Annotated in this window: 12 protein-coding genes; 1 reads left to right on the top strand and 11 read right to left on the bottom strand. The window is 52.2% G+C overall.

Annotated features, from left to right (window positions below):
- Nucleotides 1–136 precede the first annotated feature (136 nt).
- From IG168_RS14595 to purU, 11 genes are all read right to left on the bottom strand, one after another.
- The gene (locus IG168_RS14595; protein ID WP_193165155.1) at nucleotides 137–886 is read right to left on the bottom strand and encodes a gluconate 2-dehydrogenase subunit 3 family protein; all 750 of its coding nucleotides are present in this window, start codon (nucleotides 884–886) and stop codon (nucleotides 137–139) included.
- Nucleotide 887: 1 nt separating this feature from the next.
- On the bottom strand, nucleotides 888–2,570 hold the full coding sequence (locus IG168_RS14590) for a GMC family oxidoreductase (RefSeq protein ID WP_193165154.1): 1,683 nt from the start codon (nucleotides 2,568–2,570) through the stop codon (nucleotides 888–890).
- A gap of 16 nt (nucleotides 2,571–2,586) precedes the next feature.
- On the bottom strand, nucleotides 2,587–3,282 hold the full coding sequence (locus IG168_RS14585; protein ID WP_193165153.1) for a 3-keto-disaccharide hydrolase: 696 nt from the start codon (nucleotides 3,280–3,282) through the stop codon (nucleotides 2,587–2,589).
- Nucleotides 3,283–3,353: 71 nt separating this feature from the next.
- Complete coding sequence (locus tag IG168_RS14580) at nucleotides 3,354–4,577, bottom strand: MFS transporter (protein WP_193165152.1); 1,224 nt, start codon at nucleotides 4,575–4,577, stop codon at nucleotides 3,354–3,356.
- Entirely contained in the window at nucleotides 4,568–5,650 is a 1,083-nt protein-coding gene (locus tag IG168_RS14575; RefSeq protein WP_193165151.1) for a sugar phosphate isomerase/epimerase family protein, read from the bottom strand. Before IG168_RS14575 ends, IG168_RS14580 begins: the two co-directional genes overlap by 10 nt.
- 22 nt (nucleotides 5,651–5,672) lie before the next feature.
- The gene (locus IG168_RS14570; RefSeq protein WP_193165150.1) at nucleotides 5,673–6,812 is read right to left on the bottom strand and encodes a Gfo/Idh/MocA family protein; all 1,140 of its coding nucleotides are present in this window, start codon (nucleotides 6,810–6,812) and stop codon (nucleotides 5,673–5,675) included.
- Between the two features lie 276 nt (nucleotides 6,813–7,088).
- Nucleotides 7,089–9,893 carry a TonB-dependent receptor gene (locus tag IG168_RS14565; RefSeq protein WP_193165149.1) on the bottom strand — a complete coding sequence of 935 codons (2,805 nt, stop codon included), beginning with the start codon at nucleotides 9,891–9,893 and terminating at the stop codon, nucleotides 7,089–7,091.
- A 496-nt stretch (nucleotides 9,894–10,389) separates the two neighbouring features.
- A complete protein-coding gene (locus IG168_RS14560; protein WP_193165148.1) occupies nucleotides 10,390–11,121 on the bottom strand; it encodes an AraC family transcriptional regulator in 732 nt (243 codons plus the stop codon).
- Between the two features lie 966 nt (nucleotides 11,122–12,087).
- Nucleotides 12,088–12,822: an MHYT domain-containing protein gene (locus tag IG168_RS14555; protein WP_193165147.1), complete on the bottom strand. Its 735-nt coding sequence runs from the start codon at nucleotides 12,820–12,822 to the stop codon at nucleotides 12,088–12,090.
- 363 nt (nucleotides 12,823–13,185) lie between these two features.
- The gene (locus tag IG168_RS14550; protein ID WP_193165146.1) at nucleotides 13,186–13,590 is read right to left on the bottom strand and encodes a hypothetical protein; all 405 of its coding nucleotides are present in this window, start codon (nucleotides 13,588–13,590) and stop codon (nucleotides 13,186–13,188) included.
- Nucleotides 13,591–13,699: 109 nt separating this feature from the next.
- Nucleotides 13,700–14,536, bottom strand: coding sequence for a formyltetrahydrofolate deformylase (purU, locus tag IG168_RS14545; protein ID WP_193165145.1), 837 nt, complete (start codon nucleotides 14,534–14,536; stop codon nucleotides 13,700–13,702).
- A 112-nt stretch (nucleotides 14,537–14,648) separates the two neighbouring features.
- Here purU and pepQ point away from each other — a divergent pair.
- On the top strand, nucleotides 14,649–15,894 hold a 1,246-nt coding region (gene pepQ, locus IG168_RS14540), incomplete at its 3' end, for a Xaa-Pro dipeptidase (RefSeq protein WP_193165144.1).

The raw sequence follows: 15,894 nt of genomic DNA, 5'->3' as shown, positions 1-15,894 counted from the left end.
AAGGCGAGCTTTAAAGCTCGCCTTTTTTGTGGCCCGATCGCCCCGGGAGAACAAAGCCGGATAAAAAAACCGGCATCCCAGCTATTCACTGCGAATAGCGGTCAGCCGGGTAATGGGAGAGAAATAAATAGCAGATTTACGCAATAGACAACGACAAGCCGAGCTGATCCAGCAAGCCGTTTAAATGCTGCATCGCTTCTTTTGTGGGCCCAGGATAATCACCGGCGATGGGCACGTTACCCATGTAGCCAATGTCCTTCGTACCTTCGGATGTGCAGAAGAAAGCGGACAGCACCAACGATCGCAACCGGGAAAACGCCTCGGCCGGCTTTGAATACTCTTCGGTGTAGTAAGCTTTTTTATAGGCAATATCGTCGATAATCGAGAGCCTTTCCATATTGGTTATCGCACGGAAACCAGCGTCGTAGCGAAGTTTGGCTTCGTCTTCCAACCAGACAACGAGACTCAGAACTTCCAGGCGATCGGCTTGCTGCCGCGCATAAGGTGCACTGACCCACTCATTCACGACATCGGGTACCTTAACCTCGCTTGCAGACGGAACATTTCCCTCTCGCGGTACAATGATGTCGGAAAGTACCGCGATCGTATTCAGCTCCTGCTGTTCCAACGTTAACGGCCAAGGCGCCTCAGGGGGCACTATCAGGTTGGGATCCTTGCCATAGCCCTTACCGGTAACTTGCGGCAGCGACAGCTTCGGCCAATGCGCCTTGCCGGTTTCAGCTACCGTCTTTCCGCCGGACAATGAGATGACGGCAGGAACTGCGACAGCGGCAGAAAGAAGCCCCAGCCACTTCAAAGATTCCCTGCGTGTCAGCGTCGTTTTATAGGGCTTCTCATCCATCGAATTATCGCTATTAGAAGTCATTTCAAAGAACTCCTTGCTTGAGCTGTTCGGCCAACCAGGAAGAATTTCTCATGGCCAACGTCATTATGGTCAAGGTACAGTTTTTATGGGGGTTGGACGCAAATACACCTGCATCCATGACAAACAGGTTTTCACAATCCCACGTCTGCCCCCATTGATTGGTTACCGAGTCTTCCGGAGAATCCCCCATTCGCGTACTACCAACTTCATGGATGATCTCACCGCCCTTGGATATGGCATCCTCCGCTTTTGGCAACGAATCAGTGAACTTGGCACCCATGGCTTCCAGGATTGCCTTCGCCGTGTTCAGGCCGTGCTCAACTTGCTTCAGTTCATGTTCGGACCACTTCCAGTGAAACTTCGCCACTGGAATGCCCCATGCATCCTTGACCTCTTCGTCAATTTCCATGTAGGAGTGTTCATTGGGCAGCATTTCACCACGCAATGACAGTCCGACGTAGGAGCCATAAGCGCGCTTCGCAATATCCTTTAGCGACTTCCCATAACCATCGAGGTCACCGGAAACCCCGGCACCCGGCTGATGGAAGCCGCTACCAATTTCAAAGTGGTAACCTCGCGGAAAATCCAGCTCACCCTTTTCCTGCATTTTATGGCCCCACCAGGGGATAAACAGGTGGTTGGCTGTGTGTCCGTCTTCGTTATACTTGGGCCGCCCCTGCAGGCCGGGAATCATGGCGCCCAGATTTACGCCGGTAGAATCCATGAGATTGCGACCGACCTGACCACTGGAGTTGGCCAAACCATTCGGGTGACGCTCGCTCTTGGAATTCAACAAAATCCGTGCGGACTCACAGGCGCTGGCCGCCAAAATAATGACACGGGCTTGCAGCGTGTGAGCTTCCTTGGTTTTCTTATCGATGTAAGTAACCGCTGTGACCTTACCCCTGTCATCTACGTTCACTTCTTTAACCATCGCATCAGTGACTACCTGCAGGCGACCGGTCTTCTTCGCCATAGGAATCAAGGAAGTTGTCGTTTGAAAGGCGGCACCGATCGAACAGCCGTGCCCGCAGGGCGTTGCATAAAAGCATGCCGCGCGCTGATCCTTCGCCCGCGTCAATACCGCCCTGCGCATTGGAACTGCGGGGATACCCAATTTCTTTGCTGCCGCAGCCACGAGCAACTCCGGAACACGCGGCTTGGGTGGTGGCTGCAAAATCCCCTCTGAGGCATCGGGCATATCATCGAGCCCAGTATTGACGCCGCATATACCGACAATTTCTTCCGTCTTATCGTACCAAGAGGCGATATCCTTGTATTCAATTGGCCAATCCGCGCCCAGGCCATCCCGAGACTTTCCCTTAAAATCGTGCTCGCTGAAACGCAGCGAATAACGTCCCCAGTGGTTGGTTCTGCCGCCGAGCATACGCGCTCGCCACCAGTAAAACTCCGTGCCCTCCGCCTTGGTGTAGGGCTCATTCGGCACTGTCCAACCACCGTCAACGGTCGCGTCATAAAAGCCGAAGTCCTTGTCAACGTTCCCCGCCCCCATAAGTGGCGCCTCGCCATTACGCTTGAACATCGGCGACTCTTTCTTCGGATCGTAATCCCGGCCGGCTTCGAGCATCAAAACCTTATGGCCTTTTTTTGTCAGCGTATAGGCCGCCATAGCGCCGCCGGCACCCGAGCCGACGACAATAACTTCATAATCGAAATCGTTCATACGTGGACACCTCGCATTATATTTCTTTTATTTTGATATTTCTGAACGCGACTCTATTGCCGTGATCCTGAAGTCCAATGTAACCCCCTTCAGCCTTGGCAAATCCTTCCCACGTACTAAATTTGCTACGCGACACCAATTCATTCCATTCATCACTGCCGACAGTGATTTCTGCGGTCTTTTCGCCATTCTGCCAGACCTTCAAATGGCGCTCGTTAAGGTATATACGTACCTGGTTCCACTCACCTGCAGGCTTATGTGAAGAAGCGGGAGAAGCGACGATATCGTAGATTGAACCGGAGAGATGGGAAGTCAGCTTATTATCTGGATGCCGCTCGTTATCGAGAATCTGAACCTCGATCGCATTGGAGTAAATTTTATCACCCAGCTCATCGGCCAAAACGAAAATACCGCTATTGCCCGCCTTGGATATCTTCCACTCTAACTTCAGGTCGAAGTTGGTATATTTTTTCTTGGTCAAGATATCGCCACCATCGGCACCAGCGAGCACCATTTCTCCATTTATTGCCTGCCACTTCTCGCTCAAGCCGTCCTTCTTAAAATTCCGCCACTTGCTCATATCGTGGCCGTCAAAAAGCAGCTCCCAGCCCTCCGCCTTCTCCTCTGATGTCAACTCATTATTCTGCGCAAATACGCTGCAAGAAGTTGCCAAAGCCATCATCACCAACGCGTTTCCAAGTATCTTTTTCATAGTTATATCACCTATCGCTCTTTATTTTTAAAGATTGCACTTCCCGGTCAATTAACACCAAACGCCTTAGATCAAGCAGCGCTTTCTATGCTCAGCTTTATATGACGCTTCCTCATGTACCAATTCAGACCGAGGAAGGCGACAATGCACACTAGGGGAAATATGTTGAGATTCTCCAGCGTCGACTGACCGGCCATTAGCTCTGCTACCTGCGGATTTCCCCCTGCCGCCAGCGCTTCTTCCCGAGCCTGATCGATCCATCCACCAATAATTGGATTCCACATGCTCACGGCGAACATACCTATACCCCCCATAATCGACATACCAATGGCCCCGGCCTGCGGAATATTTTCGGCCACAAATCCGAGCATTGTTGGCCAAAAATAAGTTACGCCCAGAGCAAAGATAAGCGCAGACAAGTAGAGCATATTGCCCGTCGACACACTCATGCTATAGATACCAATGGAAGTAACGATCGATGAATAAAGTAGTACGCCTTCGGGATTTAATTTCTTGACGATGGGACCTGCAAAATAGCGCCCAACCGCCATAACACCAGTGACCATCGCCATGATGAGCATCGGCGATGCGCCCGCCGCGCCCAGTATCCGCTCAATCCACTGCTGCGTCCCCAGTTCACTGGTTGCCGTAAGGGTCATACAGAAAGCAACAAACAGGAACAACGGTGAAAACATGGCCGCAATATTATTAGCGGTCGAGGTATCGTCTGCATCACTGCGGGGAAATTCCTGGCTAAGTATTAAGTAACCGTAAATAGCCGTTGGCAGCAGCATCACGGCAATCTGCGCTTGCCAGCCCAACCCCAGATCCGTCATGAATTTCGAAACCAGCGCGCCAACAACAATTCCTCCCGGGAACCACACATGGAATCTATTAAGCATGGCAGTCTTATTGCTGCTAAAGAGGCTGGCCACAAGGGGGTTGCAACCAGCCTCAACCGACCCATTGGCGAAGCCAATGCAGAAGCTGGAAATCAGCAGTGCCCAGAAGCCGTCAGCCGTAATTGTCAAAACCAGGCCCAGGACGTGCCCGGCAAAGGCGATGAGTACTAGTTTTTTGGCACCGATAAGATTGTAAAGTAGACCGCCTACCATAGTTGCGATGGGGAAGCCCAGGAACGCCATCGCATTGATCCACCCGAGCTGGACATCAGAAAGGCCAAATTCACGGCTGAGCTGGCCCAGTATTCCCGCCCTGATAGCAAACGTCATCGCGGTTACGGTCAGCGCCAGGCAGCTCGCGACAAATAATTTATTATGATTTTTTACAGACATGTTTCACCTTTATTCAATGAATCCAGCCCAAGAATATGTCGGTTGAATGCAGGATCGCTTCCACTTGAGGCAAAGTCATCGAACGCGCGATCGCTGGTTCTAATCAGGTGCCGCGAGATAAACTCGGCACCTTCCCTCGCACCATCCTCTGGATGCTTCAAACAACATTCCCACTCCAGGACCGCCCACCCGCCGAACCCATACTGGGTCAATTTGCTGAATATCTGCGAGAAATCCACCTGTCCATCTCCCAGAGAGCGGAAACGACCGGGACGCTCTATCCAGGACTGGTAGCCACCATAGACACCACTCCTGCCGTTCGGACGAAACTCAGCATCCTTCACGTGGAACGCCTTGATGCGCTCATGGTAAATATCGATGAACGCCAGGTAGTCCATCTGCTGCAAGACAAAATGGCTGGGGTCGTACAGAATATTGGCACTTGTATGGTGATTGGTCGCATCGAGGAACCGCTCAAAGGTAACACCATCGTGTAAGTCTTCCCCCGGATGGAGTTCAAAACACAGATCGACGCCAGCATCTTGGAATTTATCTAAAATCGGCAACCACCTGGCCGCCAACTCCTTGAAGCCCTCATCCACCAGGCCTGCTGGACGCTGCGGCCATGGATAGAAAGAAGGCCACAGAAACGCACCAGAAAATGTTGCATGAGCGTTCAGGCCCAGGCGTGCACTTACTGCTGCCGCCATCGTGACTTGCTCGGCTGCCCACGCTGCACGGGCTTTTGGATTATTTCTTACGCTTGCAGGAGCAAAGGCATCAAATTGCCGGTCATAAGCGGGGTGGACCGCGACCAGCTGACCCTGTAAATGCGTGGAGAACTCACTGATGGAAAGACCCGCATCGGCAACAGTGCCTTTAATCTCATCACAGTAAGCAGGACTCTGATAGGCCTTGCTCAGGTCGAAAAGCCGAGGATCCGTTGTGGGCAATTGAATAGCCTTATACCCCAGACTGGCTGCCCACTGGCAAATACTGTGTAAATTGTTGAAAGGCGCCACATCGTTGACGAACTGCGCCAGAAAAATTCCAGGACCTTTGATTTTAGCCACTTATTATGTCCCCAAATAACTATTAATTAACAGAAAAGGCTTTCCATTTCATATTCGACTGGCTGGCTTCAACAGTATTTTCAATAAATGCCATCCCCCTTATTGCCTCGTCAATCCCAGGAACATCAAATAATTTACTGTCGGACTTTTCTCCGCGCTGGTGGGCCCTTATTTGCAAAACGAAACTCTTGTAGATATTGGCGAAAGCCTCCAAATAACCTTCCGGGTGGCCCGCGGGTGTCCGCGTAGCCATCTGCGCGGCCGGACACAGCTCGCCCACGCCGGTTCTGATCTGCCGGGTGGACTCTGTATTGGAGCGCAGCCACAAGGTGTTCGGTTCCTGTTGCGACCACTCGATGCTCTTCTTATCGCCATATATGCGCAACCGGAGATTGTTCTCCTCACCTATGGCGACCTGGCTCACGATCAAGACACCTTTGGCACCATTGTTAAATCGAACAATGACAGTGCCGTCATCATCGAGTCTCCGGCCGGCCACCATGGACGAGATGTCTGCGCACAATTCGGTAATTTCCAGTCCGGAGACATATTCCACCAGATTGGCGGCATGAACGCCGATATCCCCGATACAGCAACTGCCTCCCGATTTCTCGGGATCCAGGCGCCAGCTGGCCTGCTTGCTCCGTTCGTCTTCTTTGGAAGCCAGCCAGCCCTGACTGTATTCCACAACCACTTTAATGACATTGCCAAGCTCACCTTTTTCAATCATGTACCTGGCTTGTTTGACTAGTGGATAACCGGTGTAAGCATGTGTCAATGCGTAAAGGCAACCACTATCTTCGATAGCGCCCTTGAGTTCGATTGCCTGCTGCAGATTCATTGTTGCGGGCTTATCGGAGATGACATGAAATCCATTTCTCAGTGCGGCGATGGCCACTGAGAAATGGAGATGATTTGGCGTGACGATAGCGACGAATTCCATTCGTTGCTCTGCAGGGAGTCGTGCCTCACGATCGAACATTTCCTCATAGCTTTCATAACAGCGATCTTCATCAAGATAGAGCGAGCGCCCAGACTCCAGGCTTCGCTCTTTGTCGGCTGAAAATACGCCACAAACCAGATCGACATCCTGATTTATCGCCGCGGCAATGCGATGAACAGCACCAATAAAGGCGCCGCTTCCACCGCCTACCATACCCATTCGTAGTTTTCTCATACTGCAGAAACCCGATTTAACTGTTTAATTTATATGCTCAAGCAAGGGGGTTCCCCGATATCTACCCAAAGATCGACAGATCCTTTTTGCAACGTTTTAGGAATCAATCTACACAAGCAAGCGATTGAGCCCCGTAGTCGTCGGATATTTCCTGCATTGCTCTCTACCAAACATTAATCAAAAATTACCACATCGATTCGGTGAAAGAGACAGGCATAGGTAGTACCCTATGCCTGCCATCCGCACCTCAGTCAAGACTCATTAAAATTTGTAGTTCGCACCGAGATAGAAGCGACGCCCGTAGTAATTGTAATAAGTCATCCTGTTTTCCTGCTTCCAGAATCCCTCTTGTGATTCTTCGGTCAGGTTAATAATCGACGCCGTAAGACTCAGGCTGTCATTGAAGTTATAGCTGGCATTAACGTCAAGCTGACCGTACGCCTTGTCGTACATGTTGTAACCCTGATGAATCCAGCTAGCGCGATCATCCTTCCAGTTATAGGACGCTCGAATACTGTATGTGTCATTCTCGTAATAGCCGGAAAGATTGTATTGGTGCTTGGCCGTACCCGGAATTTCCGCCTCGGTAGCCACACCATCATTAAGGACATTGGAAGTGCTGGTATCGGTGTAGGTATAATTGGCCATCACGCCAAAACCATTATCAAAGGCATGCTGCGCAAACAGCTCAACGCCTCGTGAAGTAGCCTCGCCGCCCCCAATTTTGGTGTTCATCTCGACTTCGATCGGGCCGTTACAACAGCTATGTTCGCGCTCAACAATTTCAACGATATCGATTGGGAGATTACTGATATCCTTGTTAAACAGTGTTGCGCCCAGCGCGGAGCCATCGGCGTAGTACCACTCAACACTCAAGTCATACTGATTCGCCATCATGGCTTCGAGGCCCGTATTGGCAGATGTACCAGAGCCGCGACCGGTCCATGAATCTTTTGAGTTAATATTTACCGGCGGACCATAAGATTCGGCCCGCCCCAGATCTGCATAACTAACTCGAGTCATCGTCTTGGCCGCAGCAAAACGCAGCACAATGTCATCGGTTACATCCCATGCCACGTTCAGGCTTGGCAGAAAATTGTCGCTGTCGGCGCTGCGGTTGTTGGCAGTGGTCACATCTGATTCCTGGCCAACAATGTCGTCATAGGTGGAGGTGGCCAGATCCGTGTTGACATAGCGAATACCGAAGTTACCGCGTATATCTTGCCACCGGAAATCTGCCTGGGCGTAAGTTGAGAATATTTTTTCATTAATAGTATAGGTACCTGAAAGCACTGGAACCACGGTGCGAGAGAAGTTATCACTCACATATTGCTTTAAGGCATCCATATCAAACGGCAGATAGTTGATAGCACCGGTATCACCAGCACTATTATCCACAACGTCATAACCTAACAGCGTCGAGGTATCCGGATGGAAGTCAGGATTATGGAACCATTCAGTTCCCGACAGCCAGCCACGATAGCCGCCGTTATCAGGAATGCCGTCATCCCAGCGGAAGGTATCTCTCAGTGACTTGATTTCATGATCGCGGTACTTTGTGCCGACATAGACTTTGGTAATAAAATCCCATTTCGTGTCAAACGCCAGGTCTAACTGGTAATAGTCTTCCGTATCTTTATTCCGCGTGGCATCAGAGCTGAACCAGTCGTAGTACGGATAGGCGTTGCGATCTGTGGTGAGGTCTTCCGAAATCTCGTAACTGGGCTTGCCGTCTTTGATCGACCACAACCAGCTGTTAATCGACCCGTTGCGAGCATCCATGTTGGCCATGATGCGCTCGGATACACCACCCTTCGCTTCGGTTCTGCCAATGTTCACATCTGCGGTATAAAAGCCGCCGTCATACGAGGCTTCAAAATCATAAGTGTTCGATTCTGATTCGCCGGTGATGTCCTCGCCAGTCAACTGTGGAGACATCAGGCCGCGACGAACCTCTACCCCCCCGTTCACATCCGCGTCACCCCAGTTAGCATCGTTAAGCAAGCCATTATCCCCAAAACCGTAGCCGACAACGGTATCCCCTTGCAGCTCAACACCGAAATAGGGATTGTGATTATCGTTCCACTCAGCAAGCGTGAGACGCTGTTCGCGCCGGTCGTAGCCCAGCGTGGAGCCAAAATAGTTGAGAGAAAACTCCAATTGCTCAGTGGGTCGCCACTGCGTGGTCAGCTGATACCCATCCCGAGTTCGGTCCTGCTGCTTATTGGAAATCCCCATAGCGCGGGGGGCCCACACATTGTTGTAGACCTCACCTGTTGCCTGGTCGACGATGGCTGGCCTTTCGGCGCCCTCTACCGTGTCTGAATGGAAGCGCCAGTGGCTTGCATAATTTTCAATAGCTCCTACAGTCCGATCCTGCTTGGTGTAGCTGGCCAATACACCGAAGTTCCCAGCTTCATTTTTCCACGAATAAAAGGAGCTAAAATTCGGCTCGAACTTCTCCGTGGTATCGGAATAGGTTGATTCGGCCGTGATTACACCCTCACCTGCATCAAGCTCCAGAGGTTTACGGCTGTGAAGAATCACGGTACCGCCAATACCGCCCTCGTCAATACGCGCTTCCGGACTCTTATAGACTTCCACACGGCTGATCATGTTGGAGGGCAGCAGGGCATAGTTGAAACTGCGAGTAGGTTCACCGCTGTCTGAAGTGGCAATGTAATTGCCATTCAACTGGGTTAATGTCCAGTCGGAGCTGGTTCCCCGAATACTGACTCGACTACCCTCGTCACCGTCCCTGGTAATGGTTATACCTGGAACTCGCTGAAGCGAATCGGCCACGTTTTTATCGGGGAACTTACCCACATCTTCTGCGGTAATCGCATCGACAACCGAATTGGCATCCCGCTTAATTTCAAGGTTTTTGGTATTGCTTTCCAGAATACCAATAACCTCAACAACTTCCAGCTCGGAACTTTTAGCTGGAACCTCATCCGCAATGGCGACACCATTTGCCGCGAATGATATTGCAGCGCACAGAACTGTACGCTTGAAAAGCTTGTCTCTCGAATCCGCCACGCATTGGTTATCAGTTTTATTTTTCATGATTATTATTCCCTATTTTCTGTTCTCATTATCGCTGCCCGAAAGATACCTCTGCTCTATATTTCGACGCTCAAATACCAGAATCGACCTGGGTTGCGACCAGGTTTCGATTACGCCTCTGAGACATCTTTGACTTATCGAACACTTCGATACTAGGAAATAACAACGTTGGAAAGGTAATTAAAACTCGGACTTCAATGCAACAAAATCGGCGTGTGGTTAATATCGGGAAAATAAATAATTGAGACCATCGCCAACATTTCAGTCATAGGAATCAACAAGCTGCATGAAAAACAATCAACAAGCTGCATGAAAAACAATCAACAAGAAAGCACAATCGAACGCGGTTGGCACAACCATCTAGACCCCATGCACCGGAAAAAGGTGAACAAACTCAATACATTGGACAGATTGTCGGCCCTGACAAATCGCTAACGAACAGAATGCTGTGCTGACAAAGTACGTATCGAACCACGCACTGAATTAAACCCATAATTTACAAATTGGCCTGAATCTCCGAGCGATAACTGGCGGGAAGCTGCCCAAACATTTTTTTAAAGTGGCGGCTAAAGTAACTATGCGATGCAAATCCATTCAAATAGGCAATTTCAGAAATGGGCATTTGCGTTTCAACGAGCATGCGCCGTGAATTCTCAAGCCTGATCTCACGAAGGAATTGCATCGGCGTCTTTTTCAGGTATTTTCTGAATCGCCTTTCAAGAGCACTCACAGACAAATTCGCTACTTCGGCCAACTGTTCGATAGCAATATCTTGACTGTAGTTATTTTTGATATATTCCACGGGCCTTTTTATTTTTTCCATGCCGGACAGTGTTTTAACGGTTTCTTTAAGATTCCTTGCAATACCGTAGGTTCCAATGATTTCTCCGCTGGGATTTTTCAAGGGTCGCTTGGATGTTGTGAACCATGCTAACTCGCCGGACTTTCCTATATTAAGCTCCAGCCGGTCAGTAATTATTTCGCCAGCCATCACTTTCTGGTCATCGAGCATAAAATTTTTGGCCAAATAGGAAGGCGAAAAATCCAGGTCCGAATGACCTAAAACCTGGTTTATGGATTTACGTCCAACGTGTTCTACGAATTCTTTATTGCAATGAATTACCCGACCTGCCTCATCCTTTATCCAGAAAATGACATCTGAAAGCAGGTCGAACATTGAAATTATTTGTTGTGTTGAAATTTGAGCCAATGTCGATTCGTACTTCATGCATCCTCCATCAGGAAAAACTATTGTCCGGGCCCGAGGGGTAATCAGAAGCCAGCTCCAGTGACCGCTTGCTGAAGGGCGCACGGTGAGCGAATGCAAGGCTACCAGCCTTTGAGGAAGGCCATATATTGGGTTGTGTAATGAATGAGATTCCGATCTTGGTCACAAAAACAGCCGTCTACATCTAGTGGATGGCGTGGCTTGTGACTTACCGGGGCTTAGCGCAAAGCCAATCCAGCCGACAGGGCCGGTGCCGCGCTTAGCGCCTGTGAGGACGACCTCGGGGGATATATCTGGCTGGGCTCTCATTGTATTTATTATCTTTTAATGCGGCGCCAGCCATGCCTTCGCGCCGCAGATCTGAGCACTTTTTAAGCGCCCATTGCAATACGAAGCAATGCGCCGGCCGGCAGAGAACAATGGGGAGATTATTAAATTTGGCTAATTCGATCAATTGGCGGGCAGGAAATGACAAAAATTTACGAAAGTCAGCTTGTTTGTTGTGACGGTTTGTGTGGAGTTTCGAACCCAATGGCAAACCCTTTGCGCTAGTAACATCGATTTAGAACCAGATTTCCCGGGTATGACTGCCACCCGCGCCAAGGTCACCGGAGCCTGCAACCTATGGGATCTTAAATGATACAAAATATTTCCCCGGGTGCCCGAATGGCGCCACGCACGGAACAGACCTGCACACTCGCGCCATCCCAGCATATGCACTCGTACAGTCGCGAATTGACGAAGCGCCGGGCTCCTCGCCTAAAAGAATATAAGGTGTAGTCGGTATCCAATCAGCTCGGCAACTTCTACGGCGACCGCAACCTGACCTGCTCCTGCCCGCCGGTTGAGAGCTATATGGACTGAGTCCCGGCAGCCTGGGCCGCTAGTGCCCCCAAAAAAAGGCGAGCTGGTTAGCTCGCCTTTTTTGTTGCTGCGATTTCAGGGTTTATATCATTGCAGCAGTGTTCAGGCAGGTACCAGCGGGCGCAGGCGATACCAGCGAGCGACCCCGATACTCAGGAAAAGCACCGCAACGCTGATCAACGAGGCGGCGATGCCGAGGTATTCGCCACTGAGAGAGCCAGCGAAGCCGGACTCCGGGGTGACGCCGGTCATTCTGTAGCGCGCCGCGGCCATGCCGGTGTAATGCATACCGCACACCGCCAGCCCCATAATCAGGGCGCTGCCGAACTTCTGCCACAGTCCACGCATCGTAAAGGCCATCCACAGCGCGGCACAGGCGGCGAAGACCGCAATCAGTATTGAGATAATCAGGATGTTGAGGTCGTAGTCGATCTCCGCAGGCATCAGCATGGCAGCCATACCGCCGTAATGCATACCGGCCACGCCGGCCCCCATGAATACCGAAGCAGGCAACAGCTTGTCAAAATTGAATGTCCCTATACCAACAATGGCAAGTCCCAGGGTGCAGGCGACCACGGCGATAACTACAGAGCCGAGGGTTCCGAGAATATCGTACGCCATCGGCATATCCGTCTGCAGGGCCAGCATCCCGATAAAGTGCATTGACCAGATGGCAGCGCCGCCCATGGCCAGCCCCGCAAACAGGATTGCGCGGCGCCTGTCGGCACCGGTTACCGCCTCAGGAATTGCGGTGACCAATTGTAAAGACGCGAAAGAGCCGAGCACTGAGACTACGTACGAGAGCACCACGAGCAATAGATCATACTGATCAAGCATTTACTGTCTCCGTTCAAGCATTAAATCGCGCAATGGTGTGTACAGGGCCGGACGCTCTGTCGCCCTCCCATCGCGTTACTTGTCGGTGTACGGCACAAGTTGCGCAGTGGATCACAAAATCGGATGACCGTTCAATTGCAGCACGTGCGGAGGACCACGTTCTAAAGGGATGGGAATAAAAGGACCGCAAATAATGGAGGGAGGAAGCCCAGCGGGAAGGAAAAGGTTGCCAGGCTCAGTACAGAAAAATTAGAAAAGCGGAATGGGCCACTTCAAGTGGAAATCACAGCAACCACTGCCTCATCGCCACCCAAAACTGGGCGGCCACAAGATACTTGGCGGTTGCGCATCTCTTAAACTTGATTAGTTAGCGCCCTCGCGGCACTCGCCGCGCACCTCGCCGCCACCGGCAAAGATGGTGCGGTCCAGCTCGAAATAACCGTCGCGACAGAAACCAGTTTCAGTCAACTTTTGTTTCAGCGCCCGATCAAATTGCAATGCATTAGCGCCACCGGGACCACGCATACCTTGCGAGCGGCGCATGGCTTCCCGCCCCATGCGCGAACGATTCGCATCGCCAGCCGTCACCGGACGCGGGATATCCGCGCGCTGCATCTCCAGCGAATAGGTAAACCGCTTGGCACCATTGGCAGCAATCTCAGTGTGAAAGGATTCTTTCAGGCCGGGAATCGGCAGCGGTGCCTCGCTGGCACAGGCCGACAATGCCATTGCCACAGCAACTATGGACAGCGCTTCCAAACGTCTCATGGTAAAACTCCCGTCAATTACTTGTATTACGATTCACTCTCCGGCGCACTTGTGCAACAAAAGACATTCGCCGAGTGAACCCGCCCCCAACAACCTGTTGTGATCGGCGTTACTTGAACACCACTGTCTTGTTGCCGTGAATGAAAACCCGCTCCTGCAGCACCAACTGCAGTGCACGGCTCAACACGGACTTTTCCACATCGCGCCCGGCGGCCGCCATACCATCGGCGGAGTAGGCATGATCGACATGGATGACGTCCTGCTCAATGATCGGGCCCTCATCCAGATCGTCAGTCACAAAATGGGCGGTAGCACCGATGATCTTTACACCGCGCTCAAATGCCTGCTGATAGGGTTTCGCACCGATAAAGGCCGGCAGGAAAGAGTGATGAATATTGATGATTCGACCGCGGTATTGGGCAACAAATCCCGGTGTCAGCACACGCATGTACTTGGCCAGTATCAGGTAGTCCGGCGAGTAGCTGTCCACCAGCTGTATCACCTGCTCTTCGTGTTGCTGTCGCTGAACCCCCTCGGCAGACAAGTGGTGGAAAGGTATCCCAAATTTCTCAACCAGGGCCCCAAGGTCAGGATGATTGCCGATCACCGCCGCGATCTCCACATCCAGCGCCCCGGCGTAGCACTTCATCAGGATATCGCCTAGACAGTGCGGCTCACGGGTAACCATCAACACCAGCCGCTTGCGCCCGCTCGCCACCAGGCGCCGCTCGGCGCCCTGCGGCAGGGCCATATCCAGATCTCCGAGCAGGGTCGCATCATTGAAATTGCCCTCCAGCGCGGTGCGCATGAAGAAGCGGCCCTGCTCGCGATCGACAAACTCGTCGTTCTTGGTAATGTTGAGCTGATGCTTGAAGCATATATTGGTGATCTTGGCGATCAATCCCTTGGCATCGGGGCAGTCGGTCAGCAGTATCTTCTTTTCCATAGAAAAATTTCAGGCCAATTCACTAAGTCTCAACTAGGCCAAGACTATACACTATGGGGATTGTTCTATTCACACCCACAGTGATTCAACCCGCTATCTACCAAGGGCAACCATGGACAAGAACCTGTTTTCCGAACACCTCACCACCCTGTGCAAACGCTATGACGAGATTCTCGACCAGTGCGGTTTCGAGACCCTGAATGTCTTCAGCGGCCGACCCAAAGTCCAGTTTCTCGACGACAACTACTACCCGTTCAAGGTCAACCCGCAGTTCAAGGCTCTGGTACCGGTCACCGATAACCCCCACAGCTGGGTGATCTACCGGCGCGGACAGAAACCAAAACTGCTGTTCTACCGCCCGGTGGACTTCTGGCACTATGTGCCGCCGGCTCCCCAGACCTTCTGGAGCGACGGGTACGAAATCGAACTGCTGAGCAAGCCGGACGAGGCGAAACAGTACCTGAGTGCCGACAACGCCGCCTTTATCGGCGAGACCGACGGCCTTGATGGCTGGGCGATTGGTCAGGCCAACCCGGAAGCGCTACTGGCGCGACTGCACTGGGCGCGCGCCAACAAGACCCCATACGAAATGGCCTGCCTGCGCGATGCAAACCGGATCGCGGTCAATGCCCACCGCGCTGCCGAAGCGGCCTTCCGCAGCGGCGCCAGTGAGTTCGAGATCAACCTGGCCTACCTGCAGGCCGCCGGCCAGGGCGAGAACCAGATGCCCTACGGCAATATCATCGGCCTGAACGAGCACGGGGCCATCCTGCACTACACTCACTTATCCACAGCGCGACTGCCGGAAAGTGAGCGCCGCAGCTTCCTGATCGACGCCGGTGCCGACTGCCATGGCTACTGCGCCGACATCACCCGCAGCTACGCCTACCGCGACGGCGACTTCGCCGATTTGGTGGCGGCGATGCACGAGAAGGAACAGGAACTGGTGGCGGGCCTGAAGCCGGGCCTGCCCTACCCGGACCTGCACCGCGAGTGCCACCTTAAGATCGGCGAGCTGCTAGAGCAGTTCGGCGTGATCAAGACCTCGGCACAGGGTGCAGCGGAATCCGGCCTTACCGGCACCTTCATGCCCCACGGCCTCGGCCACTTCCTCGGCCTGCAGGTACACGATGTCGGCGGCCACCAGGCCGGACCTGAAGGCGGCACTACACCACCGCCGGCAGACTACCCCTTCCTCCGCACCACGCGTACGGTGGAAGAAAATCACGTGTTCACGATCGAACCGGGCCTCTACTTTATTGAAAGCCTGCTCGGCGACCTGAAAAACACCGACATGGCGAAGGAAATCAATTGGGACAGGGTGGAAGAGCTGCGCCCGTTCGGCGGCGTGCGTATCG

Source organism: Microbulbifer hainanensis (genome assembly GCF_014904735.1).
GTDB classification, from domain to species: Bacteria; Pseudomonadota; Gammaproteobacteria; order Pseudomonadales; family Cellvibrionaceae; genus Microbulbifer; species Microbulbifer hainanensis.
This window is presented reverse-complemented; position numbering and strand designations above follow the sequence as displayed.

Excerpts from the sequence above, each read along its gene's own strand:
- IG168_RS14595 (WP_193165155.1), bottom strand. The coding sequence starts at position 886 with ATGACTTCTAATAGCGATAATTCGATGGATGAGAAGCCCTATAAAACG.
- IG168_RS14590 (WP_193165154.1), bottom strand. The coding sequence starts at position 2,570 with ATGAACGATTTCGATTATGAAGTTATTGTCGTCGGCTCGGGTGCCGGC.
- IG168_RS14585 (WP_193165153.1), bottom strand. The coding sequence starts at position 3,282 with ATGAAAAAGATACTTGGAAACGCGTTGGTGATGATGGCTTTGGCAACT.
- IG168_RS14580 (WP_193165152.1), bottom strand. The coding sequence starts at position 4,577 with ATGTCTGTAAAAAATCATAATAAATTATTTGTCGCGAGCTGCCTGGCG.
- IG168_RS14570 (WP_193165150.1), bottom strand. The coding sequence starts at position 6,812 with ATGGGTATGGTAGGCGGTGGAAGCGGCGCCTTTATTGGTGCTGTTCAT.
- IG168_RS14565 (WP_193165149.1), bottom strand. The coding sequence starts at position 9,893 with ATGAAAAATAAAACTGATAACCAATGCGTGGCGGATTCGAGAGACAAG.
- IG168_RS14560 (WP_193165148.1), bottom strand. The coding sequence starts at position 11,121 with ATGAAGTACGAATCGACATTGGCTCAAATTTCAACACAACAAATAATT.
- IG168_RS14555 (WP_193165147.1), bottom strand. The coding sequence starts at position 12,822 with ATGCTTGATCAGTATGATCTATTGCTCGTGGTGCTCTCGTACGTAGTC.
- IG168_RS14550 (WP_193165146.1), bottom strand. The coding sequence starts at position 13,590 with ATGAGACGTTTGGAAGCGCTGTCCATAGTTGCTGTGGCAATGGCATTG.
- purU (WP_193165145.1), bottom strand. The coding sequence starts at position 14,536 with ATGGAAAAGAAGATACTGCTGACCGACTGCCCCGATGCCAAGGGATTG.